Source organism: Caballeronia novacaledonica (assembly GCF_900258035.1).
Lineage (GTDB): Bacteria > Pseudomonadota > Gammaproteobacteria > Burkholderiales > Burkholderiaceae > Caballeronia > Caballeronia novacaledonica.
In genome coordinates this window covers 106,074-121,614 of the sequence record NZ_OGTP01000013.1, presented here as the reverse complement: position 1 = coordinate 121,614, position 15,541 = coordinate 106,074, and the positions used below count along the sequence as shown (strand labels likewise).

Below are 15,541 nucleotides of genomic sequence, written 5' to 3'. Positions count from 1 at the left end.
TCTAGCCGATTAGCCGAGCATGAGCAATGCGATCGGCAACACCGGCAACAATGCGTCGATGCGGTCGAGGACGCCGCCGTGACCCGGCAAGAGGCCGCTCGAGTCCTTGACGCCGGCCTGGCGCTTCAGAAGCGACTCGAACAGGTCGCCGACCACGCTGAACGCGACCAGCACGGAAAGCGCGACGAACGAGCGATCCCAGCCGAGATGCCCGACAAAGGCCGTGAATACGGTAGGCGCATAAAAGTTGGTGGCGGCGGCGAGCGCACCGATGACGATGACGGCGAGCCACCCGCCGATGGCGCCCTCCCAGGTCTTGCCCGGGCTGATCGACGGAGCGAGTTTATGGCGGCCGAGCGCTTTTCCGGCGAAGTATGCACCTATGTCAGCCAGCCAGACTACTAGCAGAAGCGATAGCACGAAGGCCACGCCCCGCGTGCGCGCGTCGACGACGGCGTGCCAGCAGGCCAGAAACACGACGATCCCCGCGAAGAGCAGGAACGCGCGCCACGTGTGGGCGGCCAGCGCGGGCTTGCGCAGCAACGCGTAGGGACCGGCCAGCACCCAGAAAATTGCGGCCATCTGATACAGCGGCGTCGACTTGATGCCGAGAAACGTGCTGAAAATGAGCGCGAGCCCCGCGACGAGCGCGTAGGCGACCGGCCCCGCGCCATTCAGCTTGAGCAAACGCCCCCATTCCCAGGCCGCGAACACCACGACGAAACCGATGAGCGCTCCGAACGCGCCGATCGGCGCGAACAGCGTAATCGGCACGAGTACCGCGAGCAGGACGATTGCCGTGATAACACGGGTTCTTAGCATGAAAGGGTGTCGGCCTTCTGCGATTGGGAAGCGAGTTGCGCGCTCGTGCGCCCGAAACGGCGCTCGCGGCCGCCGTAGGAAGCGATCGCGCGATCCAGCGCGTCGGCGTCGAAGTCGGGCCAGTAGATGTCGGTGAAATAAAACTCGGTGTACGCGAGCTGCCACAGCAGGAAATTGCTGATGCGCTGCTCGCCGCCCGTGCGGATGAAGAGATCCGGCTCCGGCGCGTAGGCCATCGCGAGATGGGCGGCGAACGACTCGTCGTCCACGCGCGCGGGCGTGCCCGTTTCGAGCGACTCGGCGATGAGCTTCTTCGTCGCCTGCATGATGTCCCAGCGCCCGCCGTAGTTGGCGGCGATGGTCAGCGTGAGCCGCGTATTGCGGGCGGTCTTGGTTTCGGCGCGCTGGATCAGCGCGCGAATGCGGTCGTCGAACATGCTGATGTCGCCGACGACGCGCAGGCGAATGCCGTTGGCGTGCAGCTTGCCGATCTCGCGTTCGAGCGCGGTGACGAACAGGCGCATCAGGAACGACACTTCGTCGGTCGGACGGCGCCAGTTTTCGGAACTGAATGCGAAGAGCGTGACGAATTCGACGCCGCGCCGCGCGCAGCTTTCGACGGTCGCGCGAACCGCATCGACGCCGCGCGTATGACCGGCGACGCGCGGCAGGCGGCGCTCCGTCGCCCATCGGCCATTGCCGTCCATGATGATCGCGACGTGGCGCGGGACAGCCGCGACATCGGGCACGGTAACGGTGGAACTGGTATAGGTCATGGCCGCTGAATCTGGGAATCTGAAGGAGTGAGAGCCAGCCCGAATGTATAACCCCCGGGGCTGGCAGAACCGTCTCTACGGCCTCACACCGTCATGATTTCGGATTCTTTGGTCTGGACGAGCTTGTCGATCTCGGCGACGAACTTGTCGGTGAGCTTCTGCACTTCCTCGCTCGCGCGGCGCTCGTCGTCTTCCGAAATCTCCTTGTCCTTCACGGATTTCTTCAGTTGATCGTTCGCGTCGCGGCGCAGGTTGCGCACGGCGACCTTCGCGGTCTCGCCTTCGCTCTTCACGACCTTCGTGAGTTCGCGGCGGCGCTCTTCGGTGAGCGCGGGCATCGGCACGCGGATCAGGTCGCCCTGCGTGGCCGGGTTCAGGCCGAGATCGGATTCGCGGATCGCTTTCTCGATCACGGCGACCATCTTCTTTTCCCACGGCTGCACGCCGATCGTGCGGGCATCGACGAGCGTCATGTTCGCAACCTGGGAAATGGGCACATTCGAGCCGTAGTAGTCGACCTGGATGTGGTCGAGCAGACCCGTGTGGGCGCGGCCCGTGCGAATCTTGGCGAGATCGGCCTTGAAGGCTTCGATCGACCGCTGCATCTTCTGGTCGACGCTTTTCTTGATGTCAGCCACACTCATTTTGAACCTCCAAACCTGGGTTTTACCGGCGATAGCGGCGCGTCCCGCGCGAGGCTTCCCGCCCGCCGCGCGGCGCCTGATATCGCGAGAGTTTACACGTGGACGAGCGTACCTTCGTCGTCGCCCTGCACGATGCGCTTCAATGCGCCCGGCTTCGTGATGGAGAACACGCGAATCGGCAGCTTCTGGTCGCGGCACAGCGCGAACGCGGTGGCGTCCATCACCTGAAGGTTCTTGCCGATGGCTTCGTCGAAGCTGATCGTGCTGTAGCGCGTCGCGTGCGGATCCTTTTTCGGGTCGGCGGAGTATACGCCATCGACCTTCGTCGCCTTCAACACCACTTCGGCGCCGATTTCCGAACCGCGCAGCGCGGCGGCCGTGTCCGTCGTGAAGAACGGATTGCCCGTGCCGGCCGCGAAGATCACGACCTTGCCCTCTTCGAGCTGGCGAATGGCGCGCGGGCGGATGTACGGCTCGACCACCTGATCCATGCGCAGCGCCGACTGCACGCGCGCTTCGATGCCCGCGTGGCGCATGGCGTCCTGCAGCGCGAGCGCATTCATCATCGTGGCGAGCATGCCCATGTAGTCGGCCGTCGCGCGATCCATGCCGGCCGCGCCGCCCGCCACACCGCGGAAGATATTGCCGCCGCCGATGACGACGGCGAGCTGCGTCCCGATCCGCACCACCTCCGCGACATCCGCCACCATCCTTTCGATCGTTGCGCGATTGATGCCGAAGGCATCGTCGCCCATCAGGGCTTCGCCGGAGAGTTTGAGGAGTACGCGTTTGTAGGCTGTGGGCATATGAGGTTCCGATCGCGCCGAGGAGGGTTGCAACAACGTAGAACTGTAGGGGTGAAACATTACTTACCGCAAGCGGGCCGGATCGGGCGGCGGGCGCGATAGATCAGGGTTTTCCCTAGCCTAACGCGCCCGCTGCTGGTGCGATCCGGATCGCTGAATTGCGCGCGGCGGAATGTTCCGCCGCAGGTACTGCGGGCCCGGCGCGCCGCCGTCTATCACAACACACGCGCCTTAAGCGAGCCTTAGGACTGCTTGGCCGCCGCGACTTGCGCCGCGACTTCGGCCGCGAAGTCGTCCTGACGCTTCTCGATGCCCTCGCCGACCACGAACAGCGCGAACTTCTGCACCGACGCGTTGCCCGCCTTGAGCATCTGTTCGATCGTCTGCTTGTCGTTCTTCACGAACGGCTGGTTCAGCAGCGACACTTCCTTCAGGTACTTCTGGATCGAGCCGTCGACCATCTTCGCGACGATCTCGGCCGGCTTGCCCGACTCGGCGGCCTTCTGCTCGGCGATGCTGCGTTCCTTGGCGATCAGGTCGGCCGGCACTTCGTCCGACGACAGCGAAACCGGCTTCATCGCGGCAACGTGCATCGCGACGTCCTTGCCGATCTGCTCGTCCGCGCCGGCGAACTCGACCAGCACGCCGATGCGCGTACCGTGCAGGTACGACGCGATCTTGTTCGCGGTTTCGAAGCGCACGAAACGGCGGATCGACAGGTTTTCGCCGATCTTGCCGACGAGCGCGAGACGCACGGCGTCGACCGTCGAGCTTTCGAGCGGCAGCGCCGACAGGGCTGCGACGTCCGCCGGGTTTTGCTTCGCCACGAGTTCGGCGACGGTCTTGCCGAAAGCCATGAAGTCGTCGTTCTTCGCGACGAAGTCGGTTTCGCAGTTCAGTTCGACGAGCGCGCCCACGCCGCCTTCGACGTGCGCCGTCACGATGCCTTCAGCCGTCACGCGCGATGCCGCCTTGCTCGCCTTGTTGCCGAGCTTGACGCGCAGCAGTTCTTCCGCGCGCGCCATGTCGCCGTCGGCTTCCGTCAGCGCCTTCTTGCATTCCATCATCGGCGCATCGGTCTTCGCGCGCAGTTCTGCCACCATGCTTGCGGTAATTGCCGCCATCATTCGCTCCTTGGGTCTGTTTGATACGTGCCGCCGGCTTTACAGCGCGCCCACGGCAGGAAAATTGACACTTCTATCGCTTTGGCAAATGCGCGACTAAAAAAAAGGGGCCTTTCTCAAAGCCCCCTTTTTTGTCGGCCACAGGGCTCGATTACGCCTCTGCGTTGACCTCGACGAACTCGTCGCCTTCGCCGTTACGGACGGCCTGAACGACGTCGTTCACTGCGTTTGCGCGGCCTTCGAGGATCGCGTCGGCAACGCCCTGAGCGTACAGCGACACGGCCTTGGATGCGTCGTCGTTACCCGGGATGACGTAGTCGATGCCTTCCGGCGAGTGGTTCGTGTCGACCACGGCGATGACCGGAATGCCGAGCTTCTTGGCTTCCGTGACGGCAATCTTGTGATAGCCGACGTCGATGACGAACATCGCGTCCGGGATGCCGCCCATGTCCTTCACGCCGCCGATCGACTTTTGCAGCTTGACCATTTCGCGTTCGAACAGGAGCGCTTCCTTCTTGCTCATGCGCTCGGTTTCGCCCGATTCCAGCGCCGCTTCCATGTCCTTCAGGCGCTTGATCGAAACTTTCAGCGTCTTGAAGTTGGTCATCATGCCGCCGAGCCAGCGGGCGTTGACGAACGGCATGCCTGCGCGCGCTGCTTCCTGAGCGATCGTGTCGCGCGACTGACGCTTCGTGCCGACGAAAAGAATCGTGCCGCGGTTCGCTGCCAACTGGCGCACGTACTTCAGCGCGTCGTTGTAGAGCGGCAGCGTCTTTTCGAGGTTGATGATGTGAATCTTGTTGCGATGACCGAAGATGTACGGGGCCATCTTGGGGTTCCAGAAGCGCGTTTGGTGACCGAAGTGGACACCGGCTTCCAGCATTTGACGCATCGTGACTGCCATGAAATTCTCCGCGAGGGTTGGGTCTTAAGCCGGCTGCCGCATCCTGCGCCCGGTGGTTTTGGTTTCCGGACGCCGGACACCCTGGGTGCGCCGGCTTGCGAATCGACTTAAAACTACTTTCCAAACCGTGATCCGCGCTGTTTTGCCGTAGATTGTCATAGGAAATCATGACGGCAATGTGGATCACGACTTAGCCTTCGAGTATAGCATGTGAGGATTACTCGCCTCAAGCCGTACGACGAGCCGTCACACCGCGCCTTTTCGAACTTCCCGCTTGCCGCCGCGCCGCCCGCCCCAAACTAACCGGGTGCGGCACATTTCTTATGGTGCGATAATGCCGCTTTCGCGGCTCACTCCCGCATACACGCATTTCGGGCCAAGTCATGTCCATTACGCTGAAAAACGAACACGATATCGCGCAGATGCGCGTCGCCTGCCGGCTCGCCAGCGAAGTGCTCGATTTCATTACGCCGCATATCGTTCCCGGCGTGACGACCGAAGCGCTCGACCGTCTCTGTCACGAATATATGGTGAAGGAACAGGGCACCGTTCCCGCACCGCTGAATTACCAGCCGCCCGGCTACCCGCCGTACCCGAAAGCCACCTGCATCTCCGTGAACGACGTGATCTGTCACGGCATTCCCGGCGAAAAGGCGTTGAAGAACGGCGACGCGCTGAATATCGACGTCACCGTCATCAAGAACGGCTATTTCGGCGATACGAGCCGGATGTTCATCGTCGGCGAAGGTTCGATCCTGGCGAAACGCCTCGTCCAGACCACGTTCGACTGCATGTGGCTCGGCATAGATCAGGTGCGCCCCGGCGCGCATCTGGGCGACATCGGCGCGGCGATCCAGAAGCATGCAGAAGCGCAAGGCTACAGCGTCGTGCGGGAATACTGCGGCCACGGCATCGGGCAGGTGTTCCACGAAGAGCCGCAGGTGCTGCACTACGGCCGTCCGGGCACGGGCATCGAACTGCAGGCCGGCATGATTTTCACCGTCGAGCCGATGATCAACGCGGGCCGCCGCGAAATCCGCACGATGCCGGACCAGTGGACCGTCAAGACGCGCGACCGCAGCCTCTCGGCGCAGTGGGAGCACACGGTGCTCGTCACGCCGACCGGCTACGACGTGCTGACGGTCTCTGCGGGCACGCAGGCGCGCTCGCAACTGATCGCCGCGACCGCCTGATTTCACCTCTCCCGGCGCTCGCCGTGCACGCACGCGGGCGCATTCTTTCGCCGTCCTCGCCACTTTCCATTCATGAGCGTAACCGCCGCTGTCGCCACGCCCTGTGAAACGTTGCGCGCCGCCTACAAGGTGGCGAAGGCGGCGCTCGTCGAACGCTTCGGGACGGCGTCGAGCGTCGAGCCGCTGATGCACGCGCTCGCCCGCGCCACCGACGACGTCCTCAAAGGCGCGTGGGCCGCCTGCGGCATGCCCGAGAGCGCGGCGCTCGTCGCCGTCGGCGGATATGGGCGCGGCGAGCTCGCGCCCTATTCGGACGTCGATATTCTCGTGCTTCTCCCCGAGCCATCGCCGCAAGCGAACCATGCGGACCTGAACGGCCGCGTCGAGCGTTTCATCGGCATGGCGTGGGATCTGGGACTCGATATCGGCAGCAGCGTGCGTTCTGTCGAGCAATGCATCGCCGAATCCGGGAACGACATCACCGTGCAGACCTCGCTGCTCGAAGCGCGGCGCATCTGCGGCGACCTGCCGCTGTTCCAGCGTTTCTCGGCGCGCTATCGCGAGACGCTCGATCCGCGCGCGTTCTTCCAGGCGAAAGTGCTGGAAATGCGTCAGCGTCACGCGAAGTTTCAGGACACGCCCTACAGCCTCGAGCCGAACATCAAGGAGAGCCCCGGCGGCCTGCGCGATCTGCAACTGATTCTGTGGATCGCGCGCGCGGCGGGCTTTGGCAGCAACTGGCGCGAACTCGATACGTGCGGGCTCATCACCGAGCGCGAAGCACGCGAACTGCGGCGCAACGAAGGCTTTCTGAAGGCGCTGCGCGCGCGGCTGCACGTGATCGCGAAGCGCCGCCAGGACATTCTCGTTTTCGATCTGCAGACGCCGCTCGCGGAGAGCTTCGGCTTCAAGGCGACCGCCGCTAAGCGCGCGAGCGAGCAGTTGATGCGCCGCTACTACTGGGCGGCGAAGGCAGTCACGCAACTCGCGACGATCCTGATTCAGAACGTCGAGGCCCAACTTTTCCCGTCGACGAGCGGCATCACGCGCGTGATCAACGGGCGCTTCGTCGAAAAGCAAGGCATGCTCGAAATCGCCCGCGACGATGTCTTCGAGCGCGAGCCGCACGCGATTCTCGAAGCGTTTCTGCTGTATGAACAGACGCGCGGCATCAAGGGATTTTCCGCGCGCACGCTGCGGGCGATCTACAACGCACGCGATCTGATGGACCGCGACTGGCGGCGCGATCCGGAGAACCGGCGGCTTTTCATGGAGATTCTCAAGCAGCCCGAAGGCATTACGCATGCGTTCCGCCTGATGAATCAGACGAGCGTGCTCGGCCGCTACCTGCTGAACTTCCGGCGCATCGTCGGGCAGATGCAGCACGATCTCTATCACGTCTACACCGTCGATCAGCACATCCTCATGGTGCTGCGCAACCTGCGGCGCTTCGCGATTGCCGAGCATGCGCACGAGTATCCGTTCTGCAGCCAGTTGATGGGCAACTTCGAGCGTCCGTGGGTGCTTTACGTCGCGGCGCTCTTTCACGATATCGCGAAGGGCCGTGGCGGCGATCATTCCACGCTCGGCATGGCCGACGCCCGGCGCTTCTGTCGCGAGCACGACATCGGCGCCGAAGATACGGAGCTCGTCGTCTGGCTCGTGCAGCAGCATCTAATGATGAGTCAGGTCGCGCAGAAGCAGGACACGAGCGACCCGGAAGTCATCAAGCAGTTTGCGTCGGCGGTGCAGACGGAGCGAAGGCTCACCGCGCTCTATCTCCTGACCGTCGCCGATATCCGCGGCACGAGTCCGAAGGTCTGGAACAACTGGAAGGGCAAGCTGCTCGAAGACCTGTTCCGCGCGACGCAGGCGGTGCTCGGCGGCGCGCAGCCGGATACGCATTCGGAGCTCAAGTCGCGGCAGGAGGCGGCGCTCGCGCTGCTGCGGCTCGAAACCGTGCCGGAGCACGCGCAAAAGCGTCTGTGGGATCAGCTCGACGTCGGCTATTTCCTGCGCCACGATCCGGCCGACATCGCGTGGCAGACGCGCGTGCTGTACCGGCACGTGGAGAGCGACGAGCCGATCGTGCGCGCGCGGCCCTCGCCCATCGGCGCGGCGCTGCAGGTGCTCGTCTACGTGAAGGACCGGCCCGATCTGTTCGCGGGCATCTGCGCGTATTTCGACAAAAACGGTCTCTCCGTGCTCGATGCGCGCGTGACTACGACCCGTCACGGCTACGCGCTCGATAACTTTCTCGTCGCGCATCCGGATCACGACGGGAGTTATCGCGACATCGCCAATCTCGTCGAGCAGCAACTGGCCGCGCTGCTCGCGGACGAGCGCATTCTGCCGGAACCGTCGAAGGGCCGTGTGTCGCGGCTCGTGCGGACGTTTCCGATTACGCCGCGCGTGGACCTGCGTCCCGACGACCGCGGCCAGTACTACATCCTGTCGGTGTCGGCCAACGACCGGCAGGGCCTTCTTTATTCGATCGCGCGCGTTCTGGCGCAACACCGGATCGGCGTGCAGGCGGCACGGATCAACACGCTCGGCGAACGTGTCGAGGACGTGTTTCTGCTCGACGGCAAGAGCCTGTCGAGCAACCGCACCCAAATCCAGGTGGAAACCGAGCTGCTGCGCGCGATCGCAGCCTGAGACTTTATGCGCGTCAAACTGACAGCCAAACATCCGCGTCCCACATCGGCGACGCGTTCACCGGTTCGAGCCGGCACGGTCACCGGGCGCAAGCCCGTTCGCGCGACGGCGCCGGAAGAGGCGCATCCCAAGCGCGCGAGCCAGCCGGCATTTGAAAAGCGCGAAGGGCGCGCGTTCAAGCCGCGTGGTGACGATTCGCGTCCTGCGTTTGGGGATCGCGGTCCGCGTAAGTCGTTCGAAGGTCGTCCGCCTGCGCGTGGCGAGCGGCCGGCGGGCGGTGATGAACGTCGTCCGTTCAAGCCGCGTGGCGATGATTTTGGCGATCGCGGTCCGCGTAAATCGTTTGAAGGTCGTCCGCCGGCGCGTGGCGAGCGGCCGGCGGGCGGTGATGAACGTCGTCCGTTCAAGCCGCGTGGCGACGATTTTGGCGATCGCGGTCCGCGCAAATCGTTCGAAGGCCGGCCACCTGCGCGCGGCGAGCGGCCGGCGGGCGGTGATGAACGTCGTCCGTTCAAGCCGCGTGGCGATGATTTTGGCGATCGCGGTCCACGTAAATCGTTCGAAGGCCGTCCGCCGGCGCGTGGTGAACGGCCGGCGGGCGGTGATGAACGTCGTCCGTTCAAGCCGCGTGGCGACGATTTTGGCGATCGCGGTCCGCGTAAATCGTTTGAAGGCCGTCCGCCTGCACGCGGCGAGCGACCGGCGGATGGCGATGAACGTCGTCCGTTCAAGCCGCGTGGCGATGATTTTGGTGATCGCGGCCCGCGCAGGTCCTTCGAAGGCCGTCCGCCTGCGCGCGGCGAACGACCAGCGGGCAGTGACGAACGTCGCCCGTTCAAGCCGCGTGGCGATGATTCGCGTCCTGCGTTCGGCGATCGCGGTCCGCGTAAATCGTTCGAAGGCCGTCCGCCTGCGCGCGGCGAACGACCAGCGGGCAGCGACGAACGTCGCCCGTTTAAGCCGCGCGGCGACGATTTCGGCGATCGCGGTCCACGCAAATCCTTCGAAGGCCGTCCGCCTGCGCGTGGCGAGCGACCAGCAGGCAGCGACGAACGTCGCCCGTTCAAATCGCGTGACGATCGCGCACCAGGCACGCGCCCCACGCGCCGTGACGACGACCGACCGTTTGCCAAACGCGACGATCGTAGCGAAGCACGCAAGCCCGCCGCCCCCCTCACCGAATCCACACCGAAGCACCGCGACCACCACGACGGTCTCGTGCGTCTGTCGAAAGTGATGTCGGAACTCGGCCTCTGCTCGCGCCGCGAAGCCGACGAATGGATCGAGAAGGGCTGGGTGCTCGTCGACGGAGAAGTCGTCGACACGCTCGGCACGCGCATCCGTCCAACCCAGAACGTCGAGGTCCTGCCCGCGGCGCGTTCGGCGCAGTCGCAACTGGTCACGATCCTGCTGCACAAGCCGGTCGGCTACGTGTCGGGTCAGGCGGAAGACGGCTACGAGCCCGCGGTCACGCTCATCAACCAGGCCAATCACTGGGACGAAGATCGCTCGGGCATTCGTTTCGCGCCGGGACATCTGCGCACGCTCGCGCCGGCCGGCCGTCTCGACATCGATTCCACCGGGCTTCTCGTGCTCACGCAGGACGGCCGCATCGCGAAGCAACTGATCGGCGGCCATTCGGAAGTCGACAAGGAGTACCTCGTGCGCGTGCGCTTCGGCGAGCATACGGTCGATGTCGAGCAGCATCTGCCCGCCGAAAAGCTCGCGCTCCTGCGCCACGGCCTCGAACTCGACGGCGTGCCGCTCAAGACCGCGCAAGTGAGCTGGCAGAACGGCGAGCAGCTTCGCTTCGTGCTGCGCGAAGGCAAGAAACGGCAGATTCGCCGGATGTGCGAGCTGGTCGGGCTGGAAGTCGTCGGCCTGAAACGCATTCGCATGGGCCACGTCACGCTCGGCTCGCTGCCGCCCGGTCAGTGGCGCTATCTCGCGCCGAACGAGACTTTCTGAGCCAGGCAGCGACGCCGCACGCTTGTCCGTGCGGCGTCTGCTGCGTCGCAAAAATACGACGTTCCAGCGGAAAAATCGGCACGATGCAATCCCGGTCGTGCCTTTTCGTTTTCGGCCGCTTTTTGGCTAAAGAAAATGAATCATCGATCCGTTACATCTTTCAGGAGGATGCGCGCCGCGCGGCCTCGTCGATCGAGGTGGACGGCGGCAGGATCGGCAGCATTGAACGGCATTGATGGAGAATCGCCATGTCAGTTGAGATCATCGTTCGTGAGACAGGAACCGGTCTGGAGATCGTGAGCGGCCGACGACGGCTCGAAGCCCTGCTTGCCCTGCGCGACGAAGTCGTCGTGATGAGCCCCGGTATCGGGGAAATGGTCATTGCCCGCCTGCCCGACGGACGCCTCCAGGCATCCGCGAATCCGGAGCACGTCGCGCTGTTCCGTCAGCCGGAAATCAGCGGCAGCTCGAAAACGTTGGCGTAGAAAAAAGCCGCTTCTCCCGAAGCGGCCTTCCTCGTGTTTCCCTTGCGATTCGAACGGCGCAACCTCAGTCGTCGCGCGCCGGATCGAGCCCCGGAAAAAGCACTTCGGTGAAGCCGAACTTGGAGAAGTCGGTGATGCGCATCGGATAGAGCTTGCCGATCAGATGGTCGCACTCGTGCTGCACGACGCGCGCGTGAAAGCCCTCGGCGAGCCGCTCGATGGCGTTACCGTATTGATCGAAGCCCTGGTAGCGGATCATCGAGAAGCGCTGCACCGCGCCGCGCAAACCCGGCACGGACAGACATCCTTCCCAGCCCTCCTCCATGTCGTGCCCGTTCGGCGTGATGATCGGATTGATCAGCACCGTCTCCGGCACCGACGGCGCGTCTGGATAACGCTCGTTCTGCCCGAAGCCGAAGATCACCACCTGCAGATCGACGCCGATCTGCGGCGCGGCGAGGCCCGCGCCGTTGGCGTCGCGCATCGTCTCGAACATGTCCTGCACGAGCGCGTGCAGTTCGGGGGTGTCGAAATGCTCGACCGGCTGCGCGATACGCAATAGCCGCGGATCGCCCATCTTCAGGATTTCGCGAATCATGGAGTGACTCCTTCCAAAAGCTTACGCATGCCGTCTTCGTCGAGAACGGGAACACCGAGTTCCTCTGCTTTCGCGAGCTTGCTGCCCGCTTCCGCGCCCGCCACGACGTAGTCGGTCTTCTTCGATACCGAGCCGGCCACCTTGGCCCCGGCCGCCTCCAGCATTTCCTTCGCTTCCTCGCGCGCGAGCGTGGGCAGCGTGCCCGTCAGCACGACGGTCTTGCCCGCCAGCGCGCCTTGCGGGGCTTTCGGCGCGGGCGGCCCTTCCGGCCACGACACCTTCACGCGCAACTGCTCGATCACATGCTGGTTGTGTTCTTCGCTGAAGAAGTTGTGAATCGCCTCGGCGACGATCGGGCCGACGTCGTTGACTTCGAGCAGCTCGTCGACGGATGCCGCCATGATCGGGTCGAGCGAGCCGAAGTGCTTGGCCAGATCCTTCGCCGTCGATTCGCCCACGTGCCGGATGCCAAGCGCATAGATGAAGCGCGCGAGCGTCGTCTTGCTCGCTTTTTCCAGCGAATCGATCAGGTTCTGCGCGGATTTGTCCGCGAATCGATCGAGTGCGGCGAGCGTCGAAAAGCCGAGATTGAAGAGATCGGCGGGCGTGCGAACGAGGTTCTGCTCGACCAGTTGATCGATGATCTTCTCGCCCAGCCCGTCGATGTCGAGCGCGCGGCGCTGTGCGAAGTGCCAGAGCGCCTGCTTGCGTTGCGCCGGGCAGAACAGCCCGCCCGTGCAGCGCGCGATCGCCTCGTCCGGCAGGCGTTCGATCTTCGAACCGCAGACCGGGCATTCCGTCGGCATCACGAATTCGCGCGCATCGGCGGGACGGCGCTCGAGAATCGCGCCGACGACCTCGGGAATCACGTCGCCCGCGCGGCGCACGGTGACCGTGTCGCCGATGCGGATGTCCTTGCGTCGCACCTCGTCTTCGTTGTGCAGCGTCGCGTTGGTGACCGTCGCGCCGCCGACGAACACGGGCGCAAGACGCGCAACCGGCGTGATCGCGCCCGTGCGGCCGACCTGCACGTCGATGGCGAGCAGTTCCGTCAGCGCTTCCTGCGCCGGAAACTTGTGCGCGAGCGCAAAACGCGGCGCACGCGACACGAAGCCGAGCTTGTCCTGCTCGTCGCGGCGATCGACCTTGTAGACGACGCCGTCGATGTCATACGGCAGTTTGTCGCGTTTCTCGCCGATCTTGCCGAAGAACCCGAGCAGGCCGTCCGCGCCTTCGACCACCGCGCGCTCCGCATTCACCGGCAGGCCCATTTCCTTGTACCAGTCGAGCAGCGCGGCGTGCGTGGCGGGCATCTCCGCGCCTTCCAGCACGCCGATGCCGTAAGCGAAGAACGACAGCGAGCGTTGCGCGGTCATTTTGGGGTCGAGCTGGCGCAGACCGCCCGCCGCCGCGTTGCGCGGATTGGCGAATTCGCGCTGCCCCGCGTCGCGCTGACGCGCGTTCAGGCGCTCGAAGTCGCGCTTGAACATCAGCACCTCGCCGCGCACGTCGAGCCGCTTCGGCACGTTCTCGCCCTTCAGCGTGAGCGGAATCGAGCGGATGGTGCGCACGTTCGCGGTGACGTCCTCGCCGGTCGCGCCGTCGCCGCGCGTCGCGGCCTGCACGAAATGGCCGTCGTCGAAACGCAGGGAAATGGCGAGGCCGTCGAATTTCAGTTCGCATGCGTATTCGACGGGCGTGCGGCCCAGCGCGTCGGACACGCGTTTGTCGAACGCGACGATGTCCTCGTCCGCGAAACCGTTGTTGAGCGAGAGCATCGGCACGTCGTGGACGACCGGCGTGAAGCCCTCGGCCACTTCGCCGCCCACGCGCTGCGTCGGGGAATCCGGCGTGACGAGGTCCGGGTGATCGGCCTCGATGCCCTGAAGCTCCTTGAAAAGCGTGTCGTATTCGGCGTCGGGCAGATCCGGCTGATCCAGCACGTAATACGCGTAATTGGCGCGCTCGAGCTCCGAGCGCAGCCACGCCGCGCGCTCGGCCGGACGATCGGCGCTGGGCACGGCGGCTTCCGACCTGGCGGAAACGGCGGACTCGGCTTTTGTTTTTCGGGACATGCGGCTTCGGGAAAGTGGATGAGTCAGTCAACCGACCGTTCGATTGTCTCAGAAGATCGGAAAATCGTGGCATCGGCTGAACGGCCTAAGTGCGGGCGTCGGTGCGGCGGCGCGCATGCAAAGAAAAGCGCCCCGTCCGGGGCGCGATGATCTTGCAGCGGGCGCGCGTCGCGAGCCGCGCGCATGAACGCTTACTGGCTGAAAAGACGCCGCGTCGCAGGCGATCCGGCCGGCATGCCCGCCTGCTCCAGCTTCGCATACAGCGTCATCAACTGCTTTTCGATGGCGAGCAGCGCGGACTCGGGCAGCGGCCGGCGCTGATCGTCGACGACGCGCGCGCCGATGCGCTCCGACAGCGACTTCGCGTAATCGCACATCAGGCGGAACGGCAGAATGTCCTCGTCGGCGACGGGCACGTCGAGCACCAGCGTGATCATCTGGCCGCCCTTGTAGGTGAGGTCGTCGCGCAGAAAATTGGTGTCGCCGAACTGGAGCATGAAGACGGGGTTCTGCTTGGCGTCGAGCTTCACGAAACGCGTGCCGTCACGCGACAACAGCAGGCCGTCCTGCGACGCCACCGCCTGCACGTAGTTCGCGGACCACGGCGCGCCGTCGGAGAGGATATTGATCGAGAGCTGCGCGTCGCATTGCGCGGCGAACGCGTCGAGCTCGCGCGCCATGCCGACGGTTTCCATCATGTCGGGGAATTCCGGCGCGCCGTCGATGGCATCGGCCAAGCGCTGCACGCCCGTCACGAACTCGGAGAATTCGAGCTCGTTGAGCGGACCGCTGCGGTTCGCGAGTTGCGCGGCCGCGCGCAGCTCGTCATAGCGCGCGCCGTTGCGCGGCAATTCCCACGTGGCTTCGCCCTCGGCCTTGCCTTCGATCGTGACGGGCTTCGTGCCCGCCCGGCGCAGACGCTGCGCGAGCGGAATCACGCGATCGCCCGCGACCGGCGCGGCGAGGCGAATCGGCACGACGCAGTCGATGCGCCGGTCCACGACCGCCGGCGGCGCCGAGGAAATCGTGGTCGCAGCGGGCATCACCGGTTCGGTGCGCTCGTCCTCGATTTCGCGTTCGGCTTCCTGTGCGGCGCCGTTGGCCGAAGTCGCCTCGGCTTGAAGATCGACGGCCGTGTCGGCCGGTGCGACCGGCACCGCCGGATTCTCGCCGCCGAAGCTCGGTTCGACGCGCGTATCGCGCGGCTGATCGTCGGCGGAATCGGCATCGCCCGCGACCGGCTCGCGCCGCGACTGGCGCACGGGCTCGATGAACGGCTGTTCGTCGTCGGCTTCCTGGCGCGCGAGCGCATCGGCCGCTTCGTCGGGCATGGGGCGCGGCATTTTCCGACGCACCTTCGCGCTCTGCCACGCGTTGTACACGACCACGCCGCCCACCACCACGGCTCCGGCTCCAATCAAACCGAGTGTCAACTCGTCCATGCAGGCTCCATCAATCTTTCAGGTTACGAAGCGCCGCGCGATCTGT

14 protein-coding genes are annotated in these 15,541 nt (G+C 64.7%); 5 read left to right on the top strand and 9 right to left on the bottom strand.

Going from position 1 to position 15,541, the window contains the following annotated elements:
- Positions 1-9: 9 nt before the first annotated feature.
- From NOV72_RS19175 to rpsB, 6 genes are all read right to left on the bottom strand, one after another.
- The gene (locus NOV72_RS19175) at positions 10-822 is read right to left on the bottom strand and encodes a phosphatidate cytidylyltransferase (RefSeq protein ID WP_106856156.1); all 813 of its coding nucleotides are present in this window, start codon (positions 820-822) and stop codon (positions 10-12) included.
- Positions 816-1,598, bottom strand: a complete 783-nt coding sequence (uppS, locus tag NOV72_RS19170) for a polyprenyl diphosphate synthase (RefSeq protein ID WP_106856155.1) — start codon at positions 1,596-1,598, stop codon at positions 816-818. The genes NOV72_RS19175 and uppS overlap by 7 nt, the downstream gene beginning before the upstream one ends.
- Positions 1,599-1,681: 83 nt before the next feature.
- Entirely contained in the window at positions 1,682-2,242 is a 561-nt protein-coding gene (gene frr, locus NOV72_RS19165; RefSeq protein ID WP_106856154.1) for a ribosome recycling factor, read from the bottom strand.
- Positions 2,243-2,334: 92 nt separating this feature from the next.
- Positions 2,335-3,048 (bottom strand): UMP kinase, encoded by a 714-nt coding sequence (gene pyrH / locus NOV72_RS19160; RefSeq protein ID WP_008350086.1) that lies wholly within the window; start codon positions 3,046-3,048, stop codon positions 2,335-2,337.
- Between the two features lie 242 nt (positions 3,049-3,290).
- Positions 3,291-4,172 carry a translation elongation factor Ts gene (gene tsf / locus NOV72_RS19155; protein WP_106856213.1) on the bottom strand — a complete coding sequence of 294 codons (882 nt, stop codon included), beginning with the start codon at positions 4,170-4,172 and terminating at the stop codon, positions 3,291-3,293.
- A gap of 151 nt (positions 4,173-4,323) precedes the next feature.
- Positions 4,324-5,076, bottom strand: coding sequence for a 30S ribosomal protein S2 (gene rpsB / locus NOV72_RS19150; RefSeq protein ID WP_062610837.1), 753 nt, complete (start codon positions 5,074-5,076; stop codon positions 4,324-4,326).
- Positions 5,077-5,459: 383 nt separating this feature from the next.
- Between rpsB and map the strand changes: the two genes are divergently transcribed.
- The 5 genes from map (at position 5,460) to NOV72_RS19130 (ending at position 11,380) form a co-directional block, all read left to right on the top strand.
- Positions 5,460-6,269, top strand: a complete 810-nt coding sequence (map, locus tag NOV72_RS19145; protein WP_106856153.1) for a type I methionyl aminopeptidase — start codon at positions 5,460-5,462, stop codon at positions 6,267-6,269.
- 72 nt (positions 6,270-6,341) lie between these two features.
- A complete protein-coding gene (locus tag NOV72_RS19140; protein ID WP_106856152.1) occupies positions 6,342-8,927 on the top strand; it encodes a [protein-PII] uridylyltransferase in 2,586 nt (861 codons plus the stop codon).
- 6 nt (positions 8,928-8,933) lie between these two features.
- A complete protein-coding gene (locus NOV72_RS33150; protein ID WP_106856151.1) occupies positions 8,934-10,895 on the top strand; it encodes a pseudouridine synthase in 1,962 nt (653 codons plus the stop codon).
- Positions 10,896-10,978: 83 nt separating this feature from the next.
- Positions 10,979-11,131: a hypothetical protein gene (locus NOV72_RS32400; RefSeq protein ID WP_181291112.1), complete on the top strand. Its 153-nt coding sequence runs from the start codon at positions 10,979-10,981 to the stop codon at positions 11,129-11,131.
- Positions 11,132-11,143: 12 nt separating this feature from the next.
- Positions 11,144-11,380: a hypothetical protein gene (locus NOV72_RS19130; RefSeq protein ID WP_106856150.1), complete on the top strand. Its 237-nt coding sequence runs from the start codon at positions 11,144-11,146 to the stop codon at positions 11,378-11,380.
- A gap of 64 nt (positions 11,381-11,444) precedes the next feature.
- Here NOV72_RS19130 and def read toward each other — a convergent pair whose 3' ends face one another.
- The 3 genes from def to NOV72_RS19115 form a co-directional block, all read right to left on the bottom strand.
- Entirely contained in the window at positions 11,445-11,978 is a 534-nt protein-coding gene (gene def, locus NOV72_RS19125) for a peptide deformylase (protein WP_106856149.1), read from the bottom strand.
- On the bottom strand, positions 11,975-14,053 hold the full coding sequence (ligA, locus tag NOV72_RS19120; RefSeq protein ID WP_106856148.1) for an NAD-dependent DNA ligase LigA: 2,079 nt from the start codon (positions 14,051-14,053) through the stop codon (positions 11,975-11,977). Before ligA ends, def begins: the two co-directional genes overlap by 4 nt.
- 191 nt (positions 14,054-14,244) lie before the next feature.
- Complete coding sequence (locus NOV72_RS19115) at positions 14,245-15,495, bottom strand: cell division protein ZipA C-terminal FtsZ-binding domain-containing protein (RefSeq protein WP_181291111.1); 1,251 nt, start codon at positions 15,493-15,495, stop codon at positions 14,245-14,247.
- Positions 15,496-15,541: the final 46 nt, after the last annotated feature.

Bases quoted from the DNA above. Each gene is read 5' to 3' on its own strand.
- NOV72_RS19140 (WP_106856152.1), top strand. From the start codon at position 6,342: ATGAGCGTAACCGCCGCTGTCGCCACGCCCTGTGAAACGTTGCGCGCC.
- map (WP_106856153.1), top strand. From the start codon at position 5,460: ATGTCCATTACGCTGAAAAACGAACACGATATCGCGCAGATGCGCGTC.
- NOV72_RS33150 (WP_106856151.1), top strand. From the start codon at position 8,934: ATGCGCGTCAAACTGACAGCCAAACATCCGCGTCCCACATCGGCGACG.
- frr (WP_106856154.1), bottom strand. From the start codon at position 2,242: ATGAGTGTGGCTGACATCAAGAAAAGCGTCGACCAGAAGATGCAGCGG.
- NOV72_RS19130 (WP_106856150.1), top strand. From the start codon at position 11,144: ATGTCAGTTGAGATCATCGTTCGTGAGACAGGAACCGGTCTGGAGATC.
- def (WP_106856149.1), bottom strand. From the start codon at position 11,978: ATGATTCGCGAAATCCTGAAGATGGGCGATCCGCGGCTATTGCGTATC.
- NOV72_RS19115 (WP_181291111.1), bottom strand. From the start codon at position 15,495: ATGGACGAGTTGACACTCGGTTTGATTGGAGCCGGAGCCGTGGTGGTG.
- tsf (WP_106856213.1), bottom strand. From the start codon at position 4,172: ATGGCGGCAATTACCGCAAGCATGGTGGCAGAACTGCGCGCGAAGACC.
- pyrH (WP_008350086.1), bottom strand. From the start codon at position 3,048: ATGCCCACAGCCTACAAACGCGTACTCCTCAAACTCTCCGGCGAAGCC.
- NOV72_RS19175 (WP_106856156.1), bottom strand. From the start codon at position 822: ATGCTAAGAACCCGTGTTATCACGGCAATCGTCCTGCTCGCGGTACTC.
- ligA (WP_106856148.1), bottom strand. From the start codon at position 14,053: ATGTCCCGAAAAACAAAAGCCGAGTCCGCCGTTTCCGCCAGGTCGGAA.
- rpsB (WP_062610837.1), bottom strand. From the start codon at position 5,076: ATGGCAGTCACGATGCGTCAAATGCTGGAAGCCGGTGTCCACTTCGGT.
- uppS (WP_106856155.1), bottom strand. From the start codon at position 1,598: ATGACCTATACCAGTTCCACCGTTACCGTGCCCGATGTCGCGGCTGTC.
- NOV72_RS32400 (WP_181291112.1), top strand. From the start codon at position 10,979: ATGCAATCCCGGTCGTGCCTTTTCGTTTTCGGCCGCTTTTTGGCTAAA.